Genomic DNA, 18413 nt, shown 5'->3' with positions numbered 1-18413 from the left:
TCCAGCCCCTATCAGCGATCACGCGCCAACCCGGCCCGGCGGCAACACCCCCAGATCATGAGCGACAAGGGCAGCAATCATGTCAGGTCTGGCAGGCCGTCACCGCCCAGCATGGCCGCCGAACAGGTCGCAAAGAAGAAACTGGGCGGTAGATCGCTGGGCGGTGGCCGGCGGTTGCGACAGCAGTCCCTATGTGCCGCGAGCGTCGCGACTGTCGCCACTACCGGCAGTCGCGACAGTTCATTCCGGCAGTGCGCAATTGCGACAGTCGCGACACACGACAGGCATAGGTCAGTGCTGTCGCGGCTGGGGAAGGGACCAGTAGGTTTCACGCGGGAATCCCTCGCTGTCGTATACGACCTTCAGCGATTTGGCGGCGCGTTGAAGCGACCGCTCCTGGAATCCGACCTTTTTGCCGTCGGTCTTGGCGACCCGTGCAAGAACCTTGCCCTGTTTGGTGAGGTAGTCCTCGAGCCACTTTCTTGCGGACAACCGGGACTCTGCGGCCGAATCCTCCGCGAGTTCTGCAGCCTCAGTGAAGAACTCGCCTGCGGACTGCTCGGCGTCGCCGACCCACGCGAGTCGAGGAACGGTACCGTCGCTGGCATCGGTGGGCTCAAAGACCTGTACCGTCTCGATGCGGAACTTCGAAGCAACAATTGGTGCAGTTACGTTCGATTTTTCCGGTCCGATCACAAGGACGTCTTCCTCCTGATCCGGTTGTGCAAGTATCGTCATGCGAGCCTTCTTCCGTATTTCGCCCGAGAGTCCGTAGGCGTTGCGGACGTTGCCTCCCTTCTCGCGATTCGTATGGCCTGACAGGAGCATGGCAGCACCTGAGCGAGTCGCGAGTTCTTTCCAAGGGTGCAATGCTTTTCGTGCTTGTTGGGGATCCTTGACGGACAGCGATCCGGGTAGTGTGTCGGCCCATGCGTCGACCATCACCGCAGTCGCGCCATCCGACGCCTCGGCGACGATGTCCATGTGTTGTGGGAACGTGGGTGAGCCGGAACCGTCTCTGTCGGTGCAGATGACGCGGATCATCTCGAGGTCCGCGCCCACCACCTCGAGTCGTGGGCGCACAATCGTCGACCAGTCGTCCTCCGTCAGCACCAGGACGACGATGCCGGGATCGCGTGCGGGGATACCGAACCCGTGTTCCGGCTTGCCTCGAGTGATGATTGCAGTGAGCCACATCAGGAAGAGGCTCTTTCCGATCCCTTCGGGTCCCAACATGTACGTCACCGCACCGGCGGGGAGTCGTTGCCGAGCAATCCAGTCGATGCTCCGTGAGCCTTCGAGCTCGGTCGCGCTCCACACCCTCGGTCTGCCGAAGTCTGTTGTCTTCGGGCCAGGATCAGGGCCAGGCGCGACCCCGAGGGGGCGAATTGTGTCCGCCCCCTCGGTCCCGATGTGGAGCACCCCGTCCTCATCGACCCACTCGTCGACGTCGGGGTAGTTGCGTCCATACGGAATCACCGGCGCCCCTCGATGGGTCCTTGGCTTTTGTCAGTCCGCCCTTGTAGCTCGTGGGCAACAGTGGCTGGGACGCCGGGGGTGATGCCCAACGCGAGGAGATGTAGTACGGCATACCGCCATGAATCGATATATTGTTCTGTTAGACAGCACTTTTCATGACATCTGCATGTCCACGGATCTCGGCACAGGCAGTCCAGCGGTGCTGAACGGTCGATGTCGAGTGGTAGCGCCCGCATGGCGATCTCACGTCGGCGGTGGAGTTGTGATGCCACGCTGTCACGGCTGATTGAGGTAGCGCATGTTTGCGCTTGTGATCTACGGCGGCGCATCTCAGATGCCCTCCGTGTTGCCTGCTGTGAGAGCGTGGAGGGCTGACTGTAACTGGTGCACCAGTGTGTGAGCGGCATCGGGTTCGAGGTGGATCGACCCGATGAAACCGAGTTCGATCGTGACCTTGCGAATGGACTTCGCTGATCGGGCGCGGCACGGCAACTGCGCGGCGATGTGTAGTGACGCGGCTTGGTCGGTCGTAGATTGCGGATGGAGAGGGGTATCGTCGGTCATTGAGGTCTCCTGGAACTGGATGATTTCGTTCCGAATGTCGGCGGTCGCACCCGCCGGCATTCGCATTTCCGCCGGTGGCTGTGCGCTCACGCGGTTGCCTTGGGTTCGTTTTCGAGGCCGAGGACCGCGAGCAGTCCTGCTACTGGGACGACATACTTCCGGCCGAGGCGAAGGATCGGAGCCGGAAACTCGTCTCGTTTCGCGAGTTCGTATGCATGCGGCCGACTGATTCCGAGGATGCTTCCTGCGGTCACGAGATCCGTGCGGACACCGAGTCCGCGAATCTCCTTCTCGGTCCAGCGCTTGGACATCACATTCCCCTTTGTCATGTTCATCAGGACTGTCCTGTTGAACACGACAAAGGATGCGCGCACGGAATCCTCTTGTCAATGCTGTGTGTGCGTGTCATTCTGAATCAGACAAACTGAAGGGGTGGGAATGCAGATCGAAGAGTTGATTGGTCGGAGAATTCAGGCTCTGCGCAAAACCATGAAGGATGGCGAGATAGTCACTCAAGAAGACCTGGGTGAGCGGATGGGTACCTATCTGGAGAAACCGTGGAGCCGCCAAGCGGTGTCTGCCGCGGAAAAGGGGCAGCGCTCCTTCACTGCGGTTGAGCTCGCGGCCTTCGCGTCGATATTCGAGGTTCCTGTTCAGAGCCTGTTCCAGGCGCCGATCGACGTCGTCTATCTCGACATGCCGAGTGGTGTCTCCGTTGACGTGCGTAATCTTCGGCGGGGTAGGGGGATGGTCACGGAGGTAGGTTCACGCTCCAAGGGAGGGCTGGACGAGGTCGTCGAGAAGTTTCGTGAGGCTGCCGCGGAGATGCAGGGGCTCGTGGACGTTGCGAACCAAACCCGTGGTGTGCTTACGGCTGGCTATGAAGCAGCGTTGGCGCTCGAGCAGAGTGGCGATGAGACGACTGGATCAGGGTCATGAAGGGCTCGGTTTACAAGCGCTGCAAGTGTCCAGTCGAACGTGACGCCAAAGGTCGGCGCAAAGCCTGCAAGAAGGCACACGGTAGTTGGGTATTCGTCGCCGACCTCGGGATCGACCCCGCCACGGGCAAGCGACGCCAGGTCCGCAAATCCGGATTCCGCACTAGCGACGATGCCCGCGAGGAACTGAACAAGCACCTCAACGCCGTGGCAACAGGGCAGGTCGCCCACGATGATCGGCTCACCGTCGCCGACTACCTCCGTCAGTGGATCACGACAAAGGAGGTCGCTGGCCTCCGCCCGACCACCGTGCGCTCCTACCGCCAGCACATCGACAGCTACCTGATACCGAACCTTGGCTGCCTACGCCTCGGAGATCTCAGGACCACACACGTCGAGAAGATGCTTCACGACATTGCCCAGCCGCCCGCGAAGCCGAAAGCCGGCGAGAAGATCGGCAAGGGGCAGCGCCGCAACCCGAAGAAGATCAGCCCCGCGACTGTGCGTCGAGTCCACGCCACCCTCCGATCGGCGCTGACCAGCGCGAAACGTAAGCACCTAGTTGGCCACAACGCGGCCGAGAACCTCGAGCTTCCCAGAGCACCTCGCCCGAAGGTCGTGCCATGGGAGCCCGAAGAGCTGGGACGGTTCCTCGACCACGCCGCAACAGATCGACTCGGCGCACTGTTCGAGGTGATGGCAATGACCGGCCTACGACGAGGTGAGGCCGCGGGTCTGCGGTGGGACGACGTCGACCTGACCAAGGGAGTGATCACCGTGCGTCAGCAGCTCGTCGAGGTCGACGGCACCGGCGTCGAGTGCCCGTTCTGCAAGGGGGAGCACCGGCAGTACCGGTTCGGCCGGCCGAAGACAGCGAGCGGTGAGGACCGCGTCGTCGACTTGGACCAGGCAACCTCGGGCGTCCTGCTCGCTCAGCAGCTCGCCCAGGGCACCGAACGAGAGCAATGGGGTGAGGCGTACAGCGATCACGGGTTGGTGTTCTCGCGCGAGGACGGGACACCGTTGCCTCCCCAGACTGTCAGCGCCGAGTTCGCGCGACTCTGCGAGGGTGCGGGACTGCGGCCGATCCGGCTGCATGATCTGCGCCACGATCAGGCATCGCTGATGCTCGCGGCCGGTGTACCGATCGCGGTGGTGTCCAAGCGTCTCGGGCACTCGTCGATCAGCATCACGTCGGACACCTACAGCCACCTGCTCGGTGGTGTCGGTGCCCAGGCTGCGGAGGCTGCGGCATCGTTGGTGCCCAGAACCCCGCGTGACCACTCGGTGACCACTTCGGCCGATCCGAACGTATTCGGACCGGCCGATGACCAGGAAATGCCTGGTCAAGATGGTGCCCCCAGTAGGGCTCGAACCTACGACCTGCGGATTAAAAGTCCGTAGCTCTACCAACTGAGCTATAGGGGCATGGGCGCACAGTCTAACCACACTGCGCCGCCAGATCGTATCGGACACGCAGATCGAATGCTTCGATGGGCTCGGGTGCACACCCCCTGCTTCCGCACCCGAGCCGCGCAAAGCATACCACTCGGTGTGTTCTGCGGTTCATGGCCCTCGAGGGGCAGGTCACACGGCCGCGACGGATATTGCGCGACTAGAGTTTCCTTCGGGGATCGGATATTCGGAGGCTCGGTTCGTTCATGTCACGTCAACAGGAACGTGCGCGTCGTACGCGTTCCGCCATCATCAGGGCGGCTGCTGTCGAGTTCGCGAAGCGCGGCTACGGAGCTGCGTCGATCAACTCGATTCTCGAACACTCGAACGCGACCAAGGGCGCGATGTACTTCCACTTCACGTCGAAGGACGAACTTGCGCGCGCCGTTCTCGAAGAAGGGCTCGAGCACTACCGGACGATCGTGTCGCACTGGGTCGGCGCAGCAGGCCTCGACCCGTTCGAGCGTCTGCACGGGATGATTGCCGATCTCGGGGAAGCTCTCCACAACGATGATGTGATCGCGGCCGAGTTCAGACTCGTCACCGAACCCGAGTTCATCAACGAAGCGCGACTGCGTGGCAGCTATATCTGGGGGAGAGCGGGCTATCAGCTCGCGGTCGACGCTCAGGAGCAAGGACTGTTCCGACCGGGTGTGGATATCCGTCGGTTCGTCGAAGCGGTCGGGTCGTCGCTGGCCGGGCAGCGCTACCTTGCAGATCTCACCTCACCGGACACCGACGTCAAGTCCAAGTTCGAGGCCTGTCTCGAGGTTCCTCTCGAGGCGATGGCCTCGGAGCAGTGGCTTGCTCGCTGGCGGGGGCGTGGCTGGCCACAGACATCCGATCAGTAGCATGACCAGCTGATTTGTGATTGAGGAATGGCGTGGCATAAGCTGTCCAAGCTCCCAGCGGAACTGAAAATCCCGTTGTGGGTACGGGTCGGAGAAATCCGGTCGGGCCCCCTTCGTCTAGCGGCCTAGGACGCCGCCCTTTCAAGGCGGTAGCGCGGGTTCGAATCCCGTAGGGGGTACACTTCGGTTTCGGCCGGATGTGTGCAGTACGCTGGCAGAGAATTGAATATCTAAGGCCCTGTAGCGCAGTTGGTTAGCGCGCCGCCCTGTCACGGCGGAGGTCGCGGGTTCGAGTCCCGTCAGGGTCGCAGAAGTATGCGATCGGCATTCAGTTCGGGTGCCGTCCGGCCAGGTAGCTCAGTTGGTACGAGCGTCCGCCTGAAAAGCGGAAGGTCGCCGGTTCGATCCCGGCCCTGGCCACAGCGATGGTTGCATGCAACCATCGATAATTGAATACAGATAATTGAATACAACAGGCCCACCGCATGCGGTGGGTCCAGCTATAAGAGCCCAGTGGGTTTCTATGGCCCTGTAGCGCAGTTGGTTAGCGCGCCGCCCTGTCACGGCGGAGGTCGCGGGTTCGAGTCCCGTCAGGGTCGCTCGACACGAAGGTCCGGTATCTCATCGATACCGGACCTTCGTGTTGTTGCAGTTCGGCCCTGTTGTAGGTCGGCGCTGTTGCAGTCCGGCACGGTTGCCGACATCGGAACTCCGCTATCGTGACCGAGTGAACATGTTCTAGTGTGTGCTCTACGTAACTGCATGGACACGTGTCCGAACAATCCGGGGGTTGATGTGCGCATAGCTCTGCTGTCGTACCGGAGCAAACCGCACTGTGGGGGTCAGGGCGTCTACGTGCGCCACCTCAGTCGGGAGCTCGCAGCCCAAGGTCACACCGTCGAGGTGTTCTCGGGCCAGCCGTATCCGGAACTCGATCCGGCCGTGACATTGACGAAAGTTCCCAGCCTCGACCTCTATCGCGACGACGACCCGTTCCGCACGCCGCGGCCCGGCGAGTACCGAGATCTGATCGACGTCCTCGAGGTCGCCACCATGTGGACGGCCGGATTCCCGGAACCGCGCACCTTCGGGCTCCGCGCGGCCAGGTTGCTGCGCGACCGAGTCGCCGATTTCGACGTCGTTCACGACAACCAGTCACTCGGTTCAGGACTTCTCCGCATTGCGAAGGACCTTCCGCTGGTCGCGACCATCCATCACCCGATCACTCGGGACCGCGAACTCGATCTTGCGTCGGCGCCCACATTGCGTCGTAAGGTCACCCTGCGGCGTTGGTACGGATTCCTGCGAATGCAGGCACGGGTCGCGCGGAAGATGCAGACGCTGCTCACCGTCTCGGAGAACTCGGCCGATGACATTCGCACCGCCTTCGACATCGAGCCGCACCGCCTCCACACGATTCCGCTCGGCGTCGACACCGACCTGTTCGCTCCGGCGGTCACGCCGCGGATCGCGGGCCGCATCGTGTGCGTGGCCAGCGCCGATGCGCCTCTCAAGGGGGTGCCGACGTTGCTCGAAGCGGTGGCCAAACTACGCACCGAGCGCGAGATCGAGCTTGTGCTCGTCTCCAAACTCGCACCCGGCGGTGCCACCGAGCGACTCATCGACGATCTCGCCATCGGCGATGTGGTGCGCACCGTGTCGGGTATCGACGACGCCGAGCTCGCGGAGCTCCTTGCGTCGGCCGAGGTCGCTGCCGTGCCGTCGTTGTACGAGGGTTTCTCACTGCCGGCGATCGAAGCCATGGCGTGCGGGACACCGTTGGTGGCCAGCCGCGCGGGTGCGATACCGGAGGTGGTGGGTGATGCCGGCGAGCTCGTACCACCCGGCGATGCCGAGCAGTTGGCCGCCGCGATTGCGGCACTGCTCGACGATCCTGCCCGGCGGACGCAACTGGGCACAGCTGCCCGCACCCGCGTCGAAGAGAAATACAGCTGGGCTGCCGTCGCCGCGCAGACCGCGGCCGTCTACGAGAGCGCGATCGCCGCACACGAAGGAAGGACCGACTGATGCTGACCGTCGACTTCGACCGGCTGGGGGTGCGGCCGGGATGCCGCGCGATCGACATCGGTGCCGGTGCCGGCAGGCACTCGTTCGAGCTGTACCGGCGTGGTGCGGATGTCGTCGCCTTCGATCGCAGCGCCGACGACATGAAGGCGGTCGCCGACATGTTCGTGGCGATGGAACTCGAGGGCCAGGTGCCCGAAGGAGCCCTTGCCCGCGCCGAGGTGGGCGACGCACTCGCGCTTCCGTATGCCGATGAGACCTTCGACGTCGTCATGATTTCCGAAGTCCTCGAACACGTTCCCGCGGACGATCGGGCGATCGCAGAGTTCGTGCGGATCCTCAAGCCAGGCGGGGTCGCGGCGGTAACGGTCCCGCGGTGGTTCCCCGAGAAGATCTGCTGGGCGTTGTCGGACGCCTATCACGAGGTCGAGGGCGGGCACGTGCGCATCTACAAGGCGGACGAACTGGCCGCAAAGCTCACGGCGGCCGGTTTGACCGTGCGCGGGACGGACCACGCCCACGCTTTGCATTCGCCCTACTGGTGGCTCAAGTGCGCGGTCGGCGTCGACAATGAGAACAATCCGCTGACGAAGGCCTATCACCGGATGCTCGTGTGGGATCTGATGGAAGGTCCGTGGTTGACCCGCACCGCGGAGAAGCTCCTCGACCCGGTCATCGGCAAGAGCGTCGTATTCTATCTCGAGAAGCCGGGTGCATCCGGTGCGCCGCAGTGAGCTGCATCGTCCGATGATGCCGGAGATACCCGGAGTCCTGTCGCGCGACGAATGCCTCGCGACCGGGCGGGCGATTGCGCGCATGCAGGAGCCGTCCGGGGCGATTCCCTGGTTTCCGGGTGGTCACACCGATCCGTGGGATCACATCGAATCCGCGATGGCCCTCGCGGTCACCGGCTTTCTGGACGAAGCGTCGGCGGCCTTCGGCTTCCTGCGAAGGACACAGCGACCCGACGGCTCGTGGCCCGTGAAGTTCCGGAAGGGGATCATCGAGAACACCGACACAGACAGCAATTTCACCGCATACATTGCGGTGGGGGTGTGGCATCACCATCTCGTCGCCGGCAACCGGGTGTTCACCTCCGAAATGTGGCCGACCGTGCGGGCAGCGCTCGACCATGTCGTCGACATGCAGTTTCCTGGCGGGCACATCGCGTGGGCGCGAGGATCCGGCGGACTCGCCGACGAGGCGCTGCTCACCGGATGCGCCAGTATCCACCAGAGTCTGCGGTGCGGGGTCCAGCTCGCTGATCTCGTCGACGACCCGCAGCCGGAATGGGAAGTGGCGCTGTATCGATTGGGGCATGCGTTGCGCAGGCACCCCGAGGTGTTCACGCCGAAGCCCGAATACTCGATGGACTGGTACTACCCGATACTCGGTGGTGCATTGCGCGGACCCGAAGCTCATCGGCGGATCGACGAGCGATGGTCCGATTTCGTCGTGGACGGACTCGGGATCCGCTGTGTCGACCACAAACCGTGGGTGACCGGCGCCGAAACCTGCGAGCTCGTTCTCGCGCTCGATGCTCTCGGTGACAGTGCGCGAGCGAACGAGTTGTTCGCGGCCATGCAACATCTGCGCGACCCGGACGGTTCGTACTGGACGGGACTCGTCTACGACGACGGTAAACGATGGCCCGTCGAGGTCAGCTCGTGGACGAGCGCGGCGGTGATCCTTGCGGCCGATGCGTTGTCGCGGACGACCGGGGGAAACGCGCTATTTCGTGATGCCGCTGTGCCCCGGGGCCAGGCGGGTGCGGATCACTGCACCGAGCGCTGCGAGGTGGTCGTCTGACACTGCACCGAGCGCTGCGAGGTGGTCGTCCGAGCTCTGCCGGTGGGGTGCTTGCGCTTCTGCGCTCTGTAGGCGTAAGCCTGGAAGGTGAGTCTCGCCGGTAGGAGGCGCCGATGGTCAGGTATGTCCTGGTTGCTCTCCTCGGATTGGCGACGGTGGTATCGGTGCCGATCGCAGTGATTTCCGGGGGAGCGGGTTGGTGGATCCTCGCGTCGCTATGTCTCGTGCTCACAGCTGTCGGCGTGTACGACCTGCTGCAGACCGGACACTCGGTGCTGCGTAACTATCCGATCCTGGGGCACGCCCGGTATCTCCTGGAGGCGGTGCGCCCCGAGGTCCAGCAGTACTTCATCGAACGGAACGTCGACGGTCGGCCGTTCGACCGCGACACTCGCACGATCATCTACGAGCGCGCCAAAGGTATCCATGGGGAGCTGTCGTTCGGGACGGAACGCGACATCGACTCCGTCGGATACGACTTTCTGGTCCACTCGATGGCACCGGTGCCGGAACCGGCTGAGCCACCCCGCGTGTTGATCGGCGGACCGGACTGCACTCGCCCGTACTCGATGGCGTTGTTGAACGTGTCGTCGATGAGCTTCGGCGCATTGTCGGGCAATGCGTTGAAGGCGCTGAACAAGGCTGCAGCCCTCGGAGATTTCGCGCACGACACCGGTGAGGGCGGGCTGACGCCATATCACCTGTGTGGAGGCGACCTCGTGTGGGAGATCGGTTCGGGCTACTTCGGGACCCGCACACCGGACGGACGATTCGATCCGAAGCAGTTCGCCGACAATGCCTCGCACGAGTACGTCAAAGTCATCTCGGTGAAGTTGAGCCAGGGCGCCAAACCGGGATTGGGCGGTGTACTTCCCGCAGCGAAGGTCAGCGAAGAAATCGCCAGGTATCGCGAGGTCCCCGCGCACGTGAAATGCGTGAGTCCGTCGGCGCACTCGGCGTTCCGCACACCTCGCGAACTGGTGGAGTTCGTGTGCCGGCTACGGACACTCGCCGACGGGAAGCCCATCGGAATCAAACTGTGTGTCGGCTCTCGCACCGAATTTCTGGCGCTCTGCAAGGCGATGATCGACGTCGATGCCACCCCGGACGTCATCGTCGTCGACGGTGCCGAGGGCGGAACTGCTGCCGCGCCGCTGGAATACGAGGATCACGTCGGACTGCCGCTGACCGATGGGCTGATGACCGTCCACAACGCTCTCGTGGGTTGCGGCCTGCGAGATCGGATCAAGATCGGTGCGAGCGGGAAGGTGGCGGCGGGGAACGACATCGTCAAGCGGTTGATCCAAGGCGCGGACTTCACCAACGCGGCACGCGCGATGATGATGGCCATCGGCTGTATTCAGGCGCAACGATGCCACACCAACACCTGCCCGGTCGGCGTGGCAACGCAGGATCCGCTGCGAACTCGGGCGTTGGACGTGGCGGACAAGAGCATCCGGGCGTGGCGCTACCAGGAAGCAACCGTGCAGCAGGCGGTACAGATCATGGCGTCGCTGGGAGTGAGCGACCCCCGAGAGTTGACTCCGCACATGCTCAGGCGAAAGGTCGACGGCACACACGTGCGGTCGTACGCGGAGGTCTACGAATGGCTTTCGCCCGGTGTGCTGCTCGAAGATCCGCCCGAATCCTGGGCGGTCGACTGGGCAGCCGCGACCCCCGACTCGTTCCGACCGGTGTGAGGGCTCCTACGACCCGACGACGCCCCCGGTGCGTTCCAGTACCCGTAACGATCCGGTGGCCGAGACTTCGGTGAACTCGCCGCTGTCGAGCGCGCGGCAATAGATCTCGTACGGAGGTCGACCACCGTCGGCAGGGTCGGGGAACACGTCGTGGATGATCAGGGCGCCCCCGGGCTCCACCCACCGTGCCCAGCCCGAATAGTCGGCCTGCGCCGCTTCGCTGCTGTGCCCACCGTCGATGAAGACGAAGGCGAGCGGCGTCCGCCAGAACGCCGCGACCTGAGGGGACCTACCTACGATCGCGACGACGTGCGACTCGAGGTCACCATCGGAGAGTGTGTGCCGCAGTTTTCCGACCGTATCCAGCTTGCCGGTGTGCGGGTCGACCAGCGACGAATCGTGGTACTCCCAACCGGGCTGGTGCTCTTCGGAACCGTGGTGATGATCGACGGTGACGATGGTGCCGCCCGTCGCCTTCGCAGCTTCGCCCAGGTACACCGTGGAGCGGCCGCAGTAGGTGCCGATCTCGACGCCCACCCCGTCGCCGAGATAGCGAACAGCTGCGTCGTGCAACGCCGTGCCCTCGTCGATGGGCATGAAACCCGGTGTTGCTTCTGCGAGTTCGATCGCCTCGCGGGGGAGGGTGGTGCGAGTCATCGCGGTCGGTCTCCGTTCGTCGGACGAGCTGAGCGTTCGATGCGCCACATTACCGAGCATGCTCGGTGTGCGATACCGCCGTCATCGGATGACGGCACGCGATACTGCCGTCATCGGATGACGGCGAGGCTCACAACAGTCGACGAGAAATCTGATACTCCCTCACACTCACCGACACTTCCTTCCACCTCATCCGCCACGCGAGGAGACCGTGGAACACCTCGACATCCTGCATAGTGCAGATTCTCACGCACCGCGGCGCAGTCCCGAGTCACTGCTTGCTGTACCGGCTCCGATCTCCGCATCCTCGACGAAGCGAATCTTCGACCGGACCCGACAACCCCGAAACGACCCGCAGTGCACACCCCAGAACGATGCTGCGGCGCGGACCGAACAGAGCATGTCGGTGGCCCGCGTTATCGTCACCGCCGAGACCTGACACCGGCACCGCCGGAAAGGAACACCTGCGGCAGCCTCAACACTGACCGCAACCGGGGACGAAGAACAGGAGCGCGATGACCGGCACCGACCTGGCCGAGCGGCGCCAGTTCGCGTTCACCACCCGCCCCCATGCGGCGGTCGACGACACCAGCGGTGAACCGATCGGACGGGGCGACATCGATGTTCGCGTCGGGTGGCTACTCGACCTGATCACCGGCGCCGAAACAGAACTACTCACCAGGCTGTGGCACCCCGACACTTTCGACATTCTCGCCGCCGGCCGCGACAACCAGGGCCGGGCACTGCCGAAACACGGACACGTCGTCGCCGCCCGCCTCGGCTGGACCCCCACCTACCCCGGCGGGTGTTATGTGCCGTCGCGGGTGAGCCGGGTGGTCACCGCACACGCCACCGCGACGCTTCGGACCTTGACCTACCGCGACACGGCGATCGCGTCGCTGTCGGCCCGGTTCGATCCGGTCACGGGGCGTCTGCGTGCCCCGGCCGATGGTGAGCTGTCTGTGCCGTCGGGGTTCGCCCGCGGTGTGCGACGGCAATTGGTCGCCTGGATCGGCCGCTCGGACGCGGCTGTGGGTCAGGACATCTCGAGCGACGCATCGACGTCCCACGCGACGGCGACGGTGGAAACACAGTCCACGCGGCTGCGGATCACCGACATCCAGACCCCGCCGCAGGTCAGCCCGATGGCCCGCCTCGCCGCCGCCGACAAACAACTCGCCGAGCTCACCGTCACCGCCGACACGATGGTGTTGACCGTGAAGCTCCCGACCGCAGCGTCCCCCGCCAGGCGAGCGCACTGGCGGGCGGTGCGGTTGACCGCCGCGCTCCCACCGCACCTGCACGGCCGGCCGATTACTGCGTGGCATCTGCCGACTCTGACCCTCGACAGGCGGGGACTGTTGCTGCGCTGTGCTGCCACCGAAGCCGTCCCCGCCGGTGACCTGACCGGTGCCACAGTGGCGGTGGGGGTGGACTGGTCACCGGCCACCCTCGGCGCTGCCGCGATCGTCACCGACACCGGCGACGGGCTGGTCTCCGATTTTCGGGGTTACACCTACGACGACCGCGGACTGGGTATCAAGCTGGCCCGGTTGCAGACCGAAGGTCAATTCCTGCACCGGAGATCGGCTCGGCTCAGCACGCTCGCCGAGAATGCTCCGCCGCAGCTGCGGGCGGAGTTGGACGCGACGATCGCCGTGCTCGACGCGAACCGCGCTGCGGTCGGTGTCAAGCGCGGGAAGATCAATCGGGAGTTGGCGTTTCATTTCGCGCGTCAGGTCACCGACTACGCGGTCGCCGCCGATGCGACGGTGATCGCGGTCGAAGATCTCGCGAGTCTCGAACCGCGGGGGCGTGGCCGGGTGAACAACACTCGGGCGGCGCAGTCCGCGCGCCGTAAGGCCGCCGACGCGCTGACCCATACCGCCGCGGGGGTGGGTGCGGTGGTGGTGACGGTGCCGGCGAAGGGGTCGTCGGCATTATGTCCGGGCTGCAACGAGGAACTGGCCCGGCCGAAGGGGTATCACGATGCGTGGTGCGAGTCGTGTCGACTCGGTGGGAATCGTGATCATGTGGCGGGGGTGAACCTCGCCAAGCGTGCTCTCCTCGGCCGAGGTGCCTCGGTCCGCACCCGTGCTGGGGGTCTGGAGATCCGGACCACCGAGCATGCTCCGGTGCGCAAGTGCGGGGACAAGACCGGTCCGACACCGGGCAGGCCGCGGCATCGGCGTGTCCGCCGTAGTGTTCCGACCCCGTCGGCCTCTGAGGGGGTGAACAAGGTGAAGTCTTGTCCTGCATCTGAAGCGTCGGTGTGGGGCACGGTCGAGCCCGCGGTGTCGCAGGATGTTTCGGGTAGCCGTGAGGGACGTGGATCTGGACCGCCTGGCATGTAGGTGGCAGGAAGTATCAGGTTTACGTAGACGCTGTCGAGTTCACGTATCGCTGCACACGAACGTGTCACCATGGCAGCGAACATCCGGTCACCCCGTTCGGTCCGGGTGCCGAAGGCGCACCCGAATACAGCGATGAGCGGACCTTGCAGAGCGCCGAAGCGGTAGTCGTCCCAGCACTCGGAGAACGCATAGCGTTCCACGCCGCGCTCCACGAGCCTGCGGTGGTACGCGGTGACCAGATGGTGTTCGTGTCGCCGTGCAGCACCGTGAAACGCTCACTGCGAGCGGTCATCCACTGTTCGGTGGCATCGACACATGAGCGCAGGTGTCGCTGTCGCTGTCGTCGAGCAGGTCGCCCAGATCCGCGACGAAGGTATCCACCGCAGGCCCGTACAACTCTGAGAGCATGCGGGCTTGCGCCTCGTCGGGCCGTCCGAGCCATTCCAGGCCGAGCAGATCAGCGTCGTTCCACCGCGGGGCGTGCAGGTCGGCGAGATTGCGAACGGCGTCGAGTGCTTCTGCCGGTGTACATCCGCGGATCTGATCACCCTGCCGGGCGGGGGCGAGATCCTCGAGCAGGAGCGTGAAATTCCCGTCGTCGCCGAGTGCCGCGAAGTGACATCGGGGAGCACGGACGGAGACGGTCGCTGCGAGATCGGTGTAGAACCGGACTTCGCCGCGGTACGCGCCGGCGAGCATCGCGCGCATGCCGGTGTCGGCTGCGGGTAGCTTGGCGACGAGTCGTTCCGGCACCCCGTCGCCGGTGAGTTCGAGCCGGTGGCATGTGCCGATCTGCTCCGTCGGCGGTGCGACGCAGGTACGGGAACGTGCCGGCGGGGCCATCGTGGCCGACTGCCGCGTCGCCGCGGAACAGCGTGCGGAGAAGCCCGACGGTGTCGTCGAGCCGTGCCGACGACACCCTGGGAAGACCCATCAGGTCGAACAGGGCATCGAAGCCGCGGCCGAGCCCGAGGGCGTAGCGACCTCCACTGAGCCGGTGTGCGGTGGTAGCCATCGTCGCGGTCACCATCGGATGGCGGGTCTGGGGATTCGTCGCGGCGGTACCTATCCCGATCGATTCGCTGATGGCCGCGGCTGCTCCGGCGAGCACGCCCGCGTCCTTGGTGTCGAATCGTTCGGACAGGAATACCGCTCCGAGACCGAGTTGTTCGCCGTAGCGGATCTCCTGGAGTAATTCGCGTGGGTCGGGGGCGTGCCCGGCTAGCGCATAGAAGCCGAGTTCGGGGAACTCCGGTATGTCGGTCGTGGTCACGACCGCGTCGCGGCTCGGCGTTTGCCGAGCACACTCCCGACTGCGTTGTCCATCTTCGTTCCGAGTGGCCAACCCACATAGTGCGACAGGAACAATGCGATCTCTCGCAGCTGCTCCTCGTCGAGTTCTTCGTTCTGTAGGGCAGCACCGATCTGGATCTCGGCGACGTCGCTGAGCCCTTGCGCGGCGAGGGCGCCGAGCAGCAGCAACCGGCGGTCGCGGATGGTCAGGCCGGGGCGCGACCAGATGTCGGCGAACAGGTGGTCGGCGGTGGCAGCGAAATGTGCGCCCGGCCCGTCCTGGAATTCGAAGCCGTAGACCTTCCCCATCATCTCGAGTCCGCGCTGACGCTTGTCTTCGGTCACCGGGACCTCGCCAGGATGCCCCGTCGTTCACGGCAGGGAGGAATGGCGTTCGACATGTCGGACCCTTCTGTTGTCATAAGGAGATGAGGACCGCGTACAAGGTCCGGGCCTACCCGGACCCCGAACAGTCGGCGCTGCTGCGCCGCACATTCGGCTGCGTGCGCGTCGTGTGGAACAAGACCCTCGCCGACCGGCAACGCCGGTACACCACCGAACAGAAATCGACCTCGTACAAGGACACCGACGCCGCACTGTCCGAGTGGAAGAAAACCGAGGAGCTTGCGTTCCTCGGCGAGGTGTCCTCGGTGCCGCTTCAGCAGACGCTGCGCCACCAGCACACCGCGTTCCAATCGTTCTTCAAGGGCACCGCCAAGTACCCACGGTTCAAGAACCGGCATTCTCGCCAGTCCGCGCACTACACACGCTCCGCGTTCCGCATCAGAACGGACGGGCTGTGGCTGGCGAAGACCACCGCGCCGCTGAAGGTGGCGTGGTCCTGGCCCGGCATCGACCTTGCCACGCTCGACCCGACAATGGTGATCGTCTCCCGCGAGGCGGACGGGCGGTGGTTCGTGACGTTCGCCGTCGACACGACCGACCCCGCTCCGCTTCCGGAGACCGACGAGTCGGTCGCTGTGGACCTCGGGATCAAGGACTTCGCGGTCCTCTCGACCGGGGAGAAGATCGGGAACCCGAAGCACATGGCCCGGCACGAACGCGGCCTGCGCCGCCACCAGAGGCGCCTGGCGCGGATGCAGAAGGGCTCGAACAACCGCGCCAAGCAACGCCGGAAGGTGGCCCGCAAGCACTCCCGTGTCCGCGACGCTCGACGCGACTTCCTCCACAAGACCAGCACGGATCTCGTGGCGCGGTTCGACACCATCGCCGTCGAAGATCTCGCCCCGCGCAATATGGTCCGCAACCGCAGCCTGGCCAAGTCGATCAGCGAATGCGGGTGGGGAGAGTTCCGATCCATGCTCGAGTACAAGGCCGAGCGGGCCGGTCGCCGGTTCGTCGTGATCAACCGCTGGTATCCGAGCTCGAAGACGTGCAGCGCGTGCGGGCATCTGCTCGCCGTGCTGTCCCTCGGGACACGCCACTGGACGTGCCCCGACTGCGGTACCCGGCACGACCGGGACGTCAATGCCGCGAAGAACATCCTCGTCGCCGCCGGGCTGGCGGAGACACCAAACGCCTGTGGAGGCGATGTCAGACGGCACGGGTCCTCCCGTCCGCACTCGCCGGTGAAACAGGAACTTTCGGATGTGAGTCCGAGAATCCCCGTCTTTCAGGGCGGGGAGTAGTCAAGATGTTTCCTCCATGCTGTGGGTGCGTGCGGTGTCGCCGATTCCGACTCCGAGGCCGGGTCCGAGGCCGGCGAGGGCGCGTGCTGCGAGGGGAAGTTCGACGTCGAGTCGGTCGCCGAGCGCCAGTGCGAGCGCCAGATCCTTCTCGCCCAGTGCGCGCACGTGCGAGAAGATCGGAAACCAGGAATCGTCGGATTCGAGTGGGGATGTGTTGTCGCGCCACATGATCGATCCGGCGCCCCCGGTGATCGCGTCGGTGTGCCGGACGACCTTTCCGAGTTCGGTGATATCGAGTCCGGCGGCTTCCGCGAGTCGCTGCGCTTCGGTCGCTGCGGTGAACGACACGAAGTGAAGCAGATTCCGGGCAAGTTTCATCCGGGTACCCGCACCGACCGGACCGGCATGCACCACCAGCGCGGCGAACGCGCTGAACGGCTCTTCGATCTTCTGGAATGCTTCGTCGGACGCTCCGACCATGACGGCCAGCGCGGCCTTCTTCGCACCTGCCGCGCCGCCGCTGACCGGTGCATCGACGAACTCGACTCCGCGTGCTGTGCACTGTTCGGCCAGGTCGACGGCCGTGGTGTCGGAGATTGTCGAGTGCACGGCGATCACCGTGCCCGGCGTCGCGGTGGACAGCAGTCCGTCGGGGCCGGCGACGACGTCGCGTACCTGGGCGTCGTCGAGCACCGTCACGCACACGATGTCACTGACGGATGCGAGTGCTGCTGCGTTCGAGACGGAGTGGGCACCCGCTTCGATGAACGGAGCGACGGCATCGGGCCTGGTGTCGAGGACGCTCAAGTGGCCGATGTGGTCCAGCAGGCGTTTGGCCATTGGCGCGCCCATGTTGCCGAGACCGATATAGCCGATTCGCGTGGTCACGAGCGGATCACCTGGCCTCCGTCGACGTTGAAGATCTGGCCTGTCACCCAGCCTGCTTCGTCGGAGAGCAGGAACAGGCACATGCCGACGAGGTCGTCGGGCGTGCCGATCCGCTTGAGCGGCAACTGCTTCACCATGTCGGCGACCATGTTCGAGGGGGTGGTGGTACGGGTGGCTTCGGTGTCGATGGGTCCGGGTGCGATTGCGTTGATGCGGATGTTCGAGCCGCCGAGCTCCACCGCGAGTTGTTGTGTGAGGCCGTTGATCCCGACCTTCGCGAGTCCGTAGAAGCCCGAATACACCCACGCGGCGGTGGACGACTGGTTGACGATCGACCCGCCGTTGCTCGTCATATGCGGCCACACGGCGCGGGTGATGTTCAGGGCACCGTCGAGGTTGACGCTCATGAACTTCTTGTAGTAATCCCACGGCACGGTGAGCAGGAGGTCGAGTTTCATCCCACCGTAGATCGCGGCGTTGTTGACGACGTGATCGATGCCGCCGTAGGTCTCGACGGTCTTTTCCGCGAGTTCCTTCGCCGAGTCCGGGTCGGAGACGTCCACGGGCAGGAAGGTGGCGGCGCCGCCGTCGGCGACGATCTGCTTGGCGACCTGCTCGCCGAGCTCGGCATCGATATCGGCGACGACCACGCGTGCGCCCTCTGCAGCGAGAGCTCGCGCGTATGCCTCCCCGATTCCTTGGGCGGCTCCGGTGACGATCGCGGTTCGATCGGTGAATCTGGCCATGTTGC

General features: G+C 64.6%; 16 protein-coding genes, 5 tRNA genes and 2 pseudogenes. 13 read left to right on the top strand and 10 right to left on the bottom strand.

All coding sequences use genetic code 11. From position 1 onward, the window contains the following. Positions 1-291: 291 nt before the first annotated feature. The 3 genes from ACZ46K_RS28505 to ACZ46K_RS28495 form a co-directional block, all read right to left on the bottom strand. A complete protein-coding gene (locus tag ACZ46K_RS28505; RefSeq protein WP_464746066.1) occupies positions 292-1479 on the bottom strand; it encodes an AAA family ATPase in 1188 nt (395 codons plus the stop codon). 330 nt (positions 1480-1809) lie between these two features. Next, positions 1810-2043 (bottom strand): hypothetical protein, encoded by a 234-nt coding sequence (locus ACZ46K_RS28500; RefSeq protein ID WP_464746064.1) that lies wholly within the window; start codon positions 2041-2043, stop codon positions 1810-1812. Between the two features lie 86 nt (positions 2044-2129). Further along, complete coding sequence (locus tag ACZ46K_RS28495) at positions 2130-2378, bottom strand: helix-turn-helix domain-containing protein (RefSeq protein WP_054805941.1); 249 nt, start codon at positions 2376-2378, stop codon at positions 2130-2132. A 103-nt stretch (positions 2379-2481) separates the two neighbouring features. Here ACZ46K_RS28495 and ACZ46K_RS28490 point away from each other — a divergent pair, with 103 nt between their 5' ends. Together ACZ46K_RS28490 and ACZ46K_RS28485 are read left to right on the top strand one after the other, a co-directional pair. Further along, a complete protein-coding gene (locus tag ACZ46K_RS28490; RefSeq protein ID WP_054805942.1) occupies positions 2482-2982 on the top strand; it encodes a helix-turn-helix transcriptional regulator in 501 nt (166 codons plus the stop codon). Further along, positions 2979-4136: pseudogene (locus ACZ46K_RS28485) on the top strand (site-specific integrase); the annotation flags it as partial. The gene ACZ46K_RS28490 and the pseudogene ACZ46K_RS28485, both read left to right, overlap by 4 nt. 197 nt (positions 4137-4333) lie before the next feature. Here ACZ46K_RS28485 and ACZ46K_RS28480 read toward each other — a convergent pair. Then, positions 4334-4409 (bottom strand) — tRNA-Lys (locus ACZ46K_RS28480). Positions 4410-4642: 233 nt separating this feature from the next. Here ACZ46K_RS28480 and ACZ46K_RS28475 point away from each other — a divergent pair. The 9 genes from ACZ46K_RS28475 (at position 4643) to ACZ46K_RS28435 (ending at position 10821) form a co-directional block, all read left to right on the top strand. Next, positions 4643-5287 (top strand): TetR family transcriptional regulator, encoded by a 645-nt coding sequence (locus ACZ46K_RS28475; RefSeq protein WP_054805944.1) that lies wholly within the window; start codon positions 4643-4645, stop codon positions 5285-5287. A gap of 106 nt (positions 5288-5393) precedes the next feature. Then, a tRNA-Glu gene (locus tag ACZ46K_RS28470) sits at positions 5394-5466 on the top strand. A 55-nt stretch (positions 5467-5521) separates the two neighbouring features. Continuing rightward, positions 5522-5595 (top strand) — tRNA-Asp (locus ACZ46K_RS28465). Positions 5596-5633: 38 nt separating this feature from the next. Continuing rightward, positions 5634-5707: transfer RNA gene (locus tag ACZ46K_RS28460), tRNA-Phe, on the top strand. A gap of 105 nt (positions 5708-5812) precedes the next feature. Next, positions 5813-5886 (top strand) — tRNA-Asp (locus ACZ46K_RS28455). A gap of 196 nt (positions 5887-6082) precedes the next feature. Beyond that, positions 6083-7315 carry a glycosyltransferase family 4 protein gene (locus ACZ46K_RS28450; RefSeq protein ID WP_464746062.1) on the top strand — a complete coding sequence of 411 codons (1233 nt, stop codon included), beginning with the start codon at positions 6083-6085 and terminating at the stop codon, positions 7313-7315. Beyond that, the gene (locus ACZ46K_RS28445; protein WP_464746060.1) at positions 7315-8046 is read left to right on the top strand and encodes a class I SAM-dependent methyltransferase; all 732 of its coding nucleotides are present in this window, start codon (positions 7315-7317) and stop codon (positions 8044-8046) included. Before ACZ46K_RS28450 ends, ACZ46K_RS28445 begins: the two co-directional genes overlap by 1 nt. A 13-nt stretch (positions 8047-8059) precedes the next feature. Continuing rightward, positions 8060-9121, top strand: a complete 1062-nt coding sequence (locus tag ACZ46K_RS28440; protein ID WP_054805947.1) for a hypothetical protein — start codon at positions 8060-8062, stop codon at positions 9119-9121. Positions 9122-9234: 113 nt separating this feature from the next. After that, entirely contained in the window at positions 9235-10821 is a 1587-nt protein-coding gene (locus ACZ46K_RS28435; RefSeq protein WP_054805945.1) for an FMN-binding glutamate synthase family protein, read from the top strand. Positions 10822-10827: 6 nt separating this feature from the next. On the opposite strand, the gene ACZ46K_RS28430 is transcribed toward ACZ46K_RS28435, so the two are convergent. Then, complete coding sequence (locus ACZ46K_RS28430) at positions 10828-11478, bottom strand: class I SAM-dependent methyltransferase (protein WP_464746058.1); 651 nt, start codon at positions 11476-11478, stop codon at positions 10828-10830. Positions 11479-11993: 515 nt separating this feature from the next. Between ACZ46K_RS28430 and ACZ46K_RS28425 the strand changes: the two genes are divergently transcribed. After that, the gene (locus ACZ46K_RS28425) at positions 11994-13832 is read left to right on the top strand and encodes a zinc ribbon domain-containing protein (RefSeq protein ID WP_464746056.1); all 1839 of its coding nucleotides are present in this window, start codon (positions 11994-11996) and stop codon (positions 13830-13832) included. A 288-nt stretch (positions 13833-14120) separates the two neighbouring features. Here the strand turns inward: ACZ46K_RS28425 and ACZ46K_RS28420 are convergent, their stop codons facing one another. From ACZ46K_RS28420 to ACZ46K_RS28410, 3 genes and pseudogenes are all read right to left on the bottom strand, one after another. Continuing rightward, positions 14121-14675, bottom strand: coding sequence for a hypothetical protein (locus ACZ46K_RS28420; protein ID WP_464749520.1), 555 nt, complete (start codon positions 14673-14675; stop codon positions 14121-14123). A gap of 49 nt (positions 14676-14724) precedes the next feature. Next, positions 14725-15105 (bottom strand): annotated as a pseudogene (locus ACZ46K_RS28415) (LLM class flavin-dependent oxidoreductase); the annotation flags it as partial. Beyond that, entirely contained in the window at positions 15102-15470 is a 369-nt protein-coding gene (locus tag ACZ46K_RS28410; RefSeq protein ID WP_054807889.1) for a carboxymuconolactone decarboxylase family protein, read from the bottom strand. The pseudogene ACZ46K_RS28415 and the gene ACZ46K_RS28410, both read right to left, overlap by 4 nt. Before the next feature lie 83 nt (positions 15471-15553). On the opposite strand from ACZ46K_RS28410, the gene ACZ46K_RS28405 reads away from it, so the two are divergent. Next, positions 15554-16774 carry an RNA-guided endonuclease InsQ/TnpB family protein gene (locus ACZ46K_RS28405; RefSeq protein ID WP_464746054.1) on the top strand — a complete coding sequence of 407 codons (1221 nt, stop codon included), beginning with the start codon at positions 15554-15556 and terminating at the stop codon, positions 16772-16774. Here the strand turns inward: ACZ46K_RS28405 and ACZ46K_RS28400 are convergent, their stop codons facing one another. Both ACZ46K_RS28400 and ACZ46K_RS28395 read right to left on the bottom strand, forming a co-directional pair. Further along, positions 16775-17662 carry an NAD(P)-dependent oxidoreductase gene (locus tag ACZ46K_RS28400; protein WP_464746052.1) on the bottom strand — a complete coding sequence of 296 codons (888 nt, stop codon included), beginning with the start codon at positions 17660-17662 and terminating at the stop codon, positions 16775-16777. Further along, positions 17659-18408, bottom strand: coding sequence for an SDR family oxidoreductase (locus ACZ46K_RS28395; protein WP_054805628.1), 750 nt, complete (start codon positions 18406-18408; stop codon positions 17659-17661). Before ACZ46K_RS28395 ends, ACZ46K_RS28400 begins: the two co-directional genes overlap by 4 nt. Positions 18409-18413 lie beyond the last annotated feature (5 nt).

Source organism: Rhodococcus sp. JCM 9793 (assembly GCF_055380405.1).
Note: the sequence above shows the minus strand (reverse complement) of the source record. Positions and strands in the feature narration are given on the sequence as shown.

What these genes read in the sequence shown, in the direction of transcription:
- ACZ46K_RS28425 (WP_464746056.1), top strand. Translation starts at nt 11,994, where the DNA reads ATGACCGGCACCGACCTGGCCGAGCGGCGCCAGTTCGCGTTCACCACC.
- ACZ46K_RS28495 (WP_054805941.1), bottom strand. Translation starts at nt 2,378, where the DNA reads ATGAACATGACAAAGGGGAATGTGATGTCCAAGCGCTGGACCGAGAAG.
- ACZ46K_RS28420 (WP_464749520.1), bottom strand. Translation starts at nt 14,675, where the DNA reads ATGGCCCCGCCGGCACGTTCCCGTACCTGCGTCGCACCGCCGACGGAG.
- ACZ46K_RS28440 (WP_054805947.1), top strand. Translation starts at nt 8,060, where the DNA reads ATGATGCCGGAGATACCCGGAGTCCTGTCGCGCGACGAATGCCTCGCG.
- ACZ46K_RS28500 (WP_464746064.1), bottom strand. Translation starts at nt 2,043, where the DNA reads ATGACCGACGATACCCCTCTCCATCCGCAATCTACGACCGACCAAGCC.
- ACZ46K_RS28435 (WP_054805945.1), top strand. Translation starts at nt 9,235, where the DNA reads ATGGTCAGGTATGTCCTGGTTGCTCTCCTCGGATTGGCGACGGTGGTA.
- ACZ46K_RS28445 (WP_464746060.1), top strand. Translation starts at nt 7,315, where the DNA reads ATGCTGACCGTCGACTTCGACCGGCTGGGGGTGCGGCCGGGATGCCGC.
- ACZ46K_RS28475 (WP_054805944.1), top strand. Translation starts at nt 4,643, where the DNA reads ATGTCACGTCAACAGGAACGTGCGCGTCGTACGCGTTCCGCCATCATC.
- ACZ46K_RS28490 (WP_054805942.1), top strand. Translation starts at nt 2,482, where the DNA reads ATGCAGATCGAAGAGTTGATTGGTCGGAGAATTCAGGCTCTGCGCAAA.
- ACZ46K_RS28395 (WP_054805628.1), bottom strand. Translation starts at nt 18,408, where the DNA reads ATGGCCAGATTCACCGATCGAACCGCGATCGTCACCGGAGCCGCCCAA.
- ACZ46K_RS28405 (WP_464746054.1), top strand. Translation starts at nt 15,554, where the DNA reads ATGAGGACCGCGTACAAGGTCCGGGCCTACCCGGACCCCGAACAGTCG.
- ACZ46K_RS28430 (WP_464746058.1), bottom strand. Translation starts at nt 11,478, where the DNA reads ATGACTCGCACCACCCTCCCCCGCGAGGCGATCGAACTCGCAGAAGCA.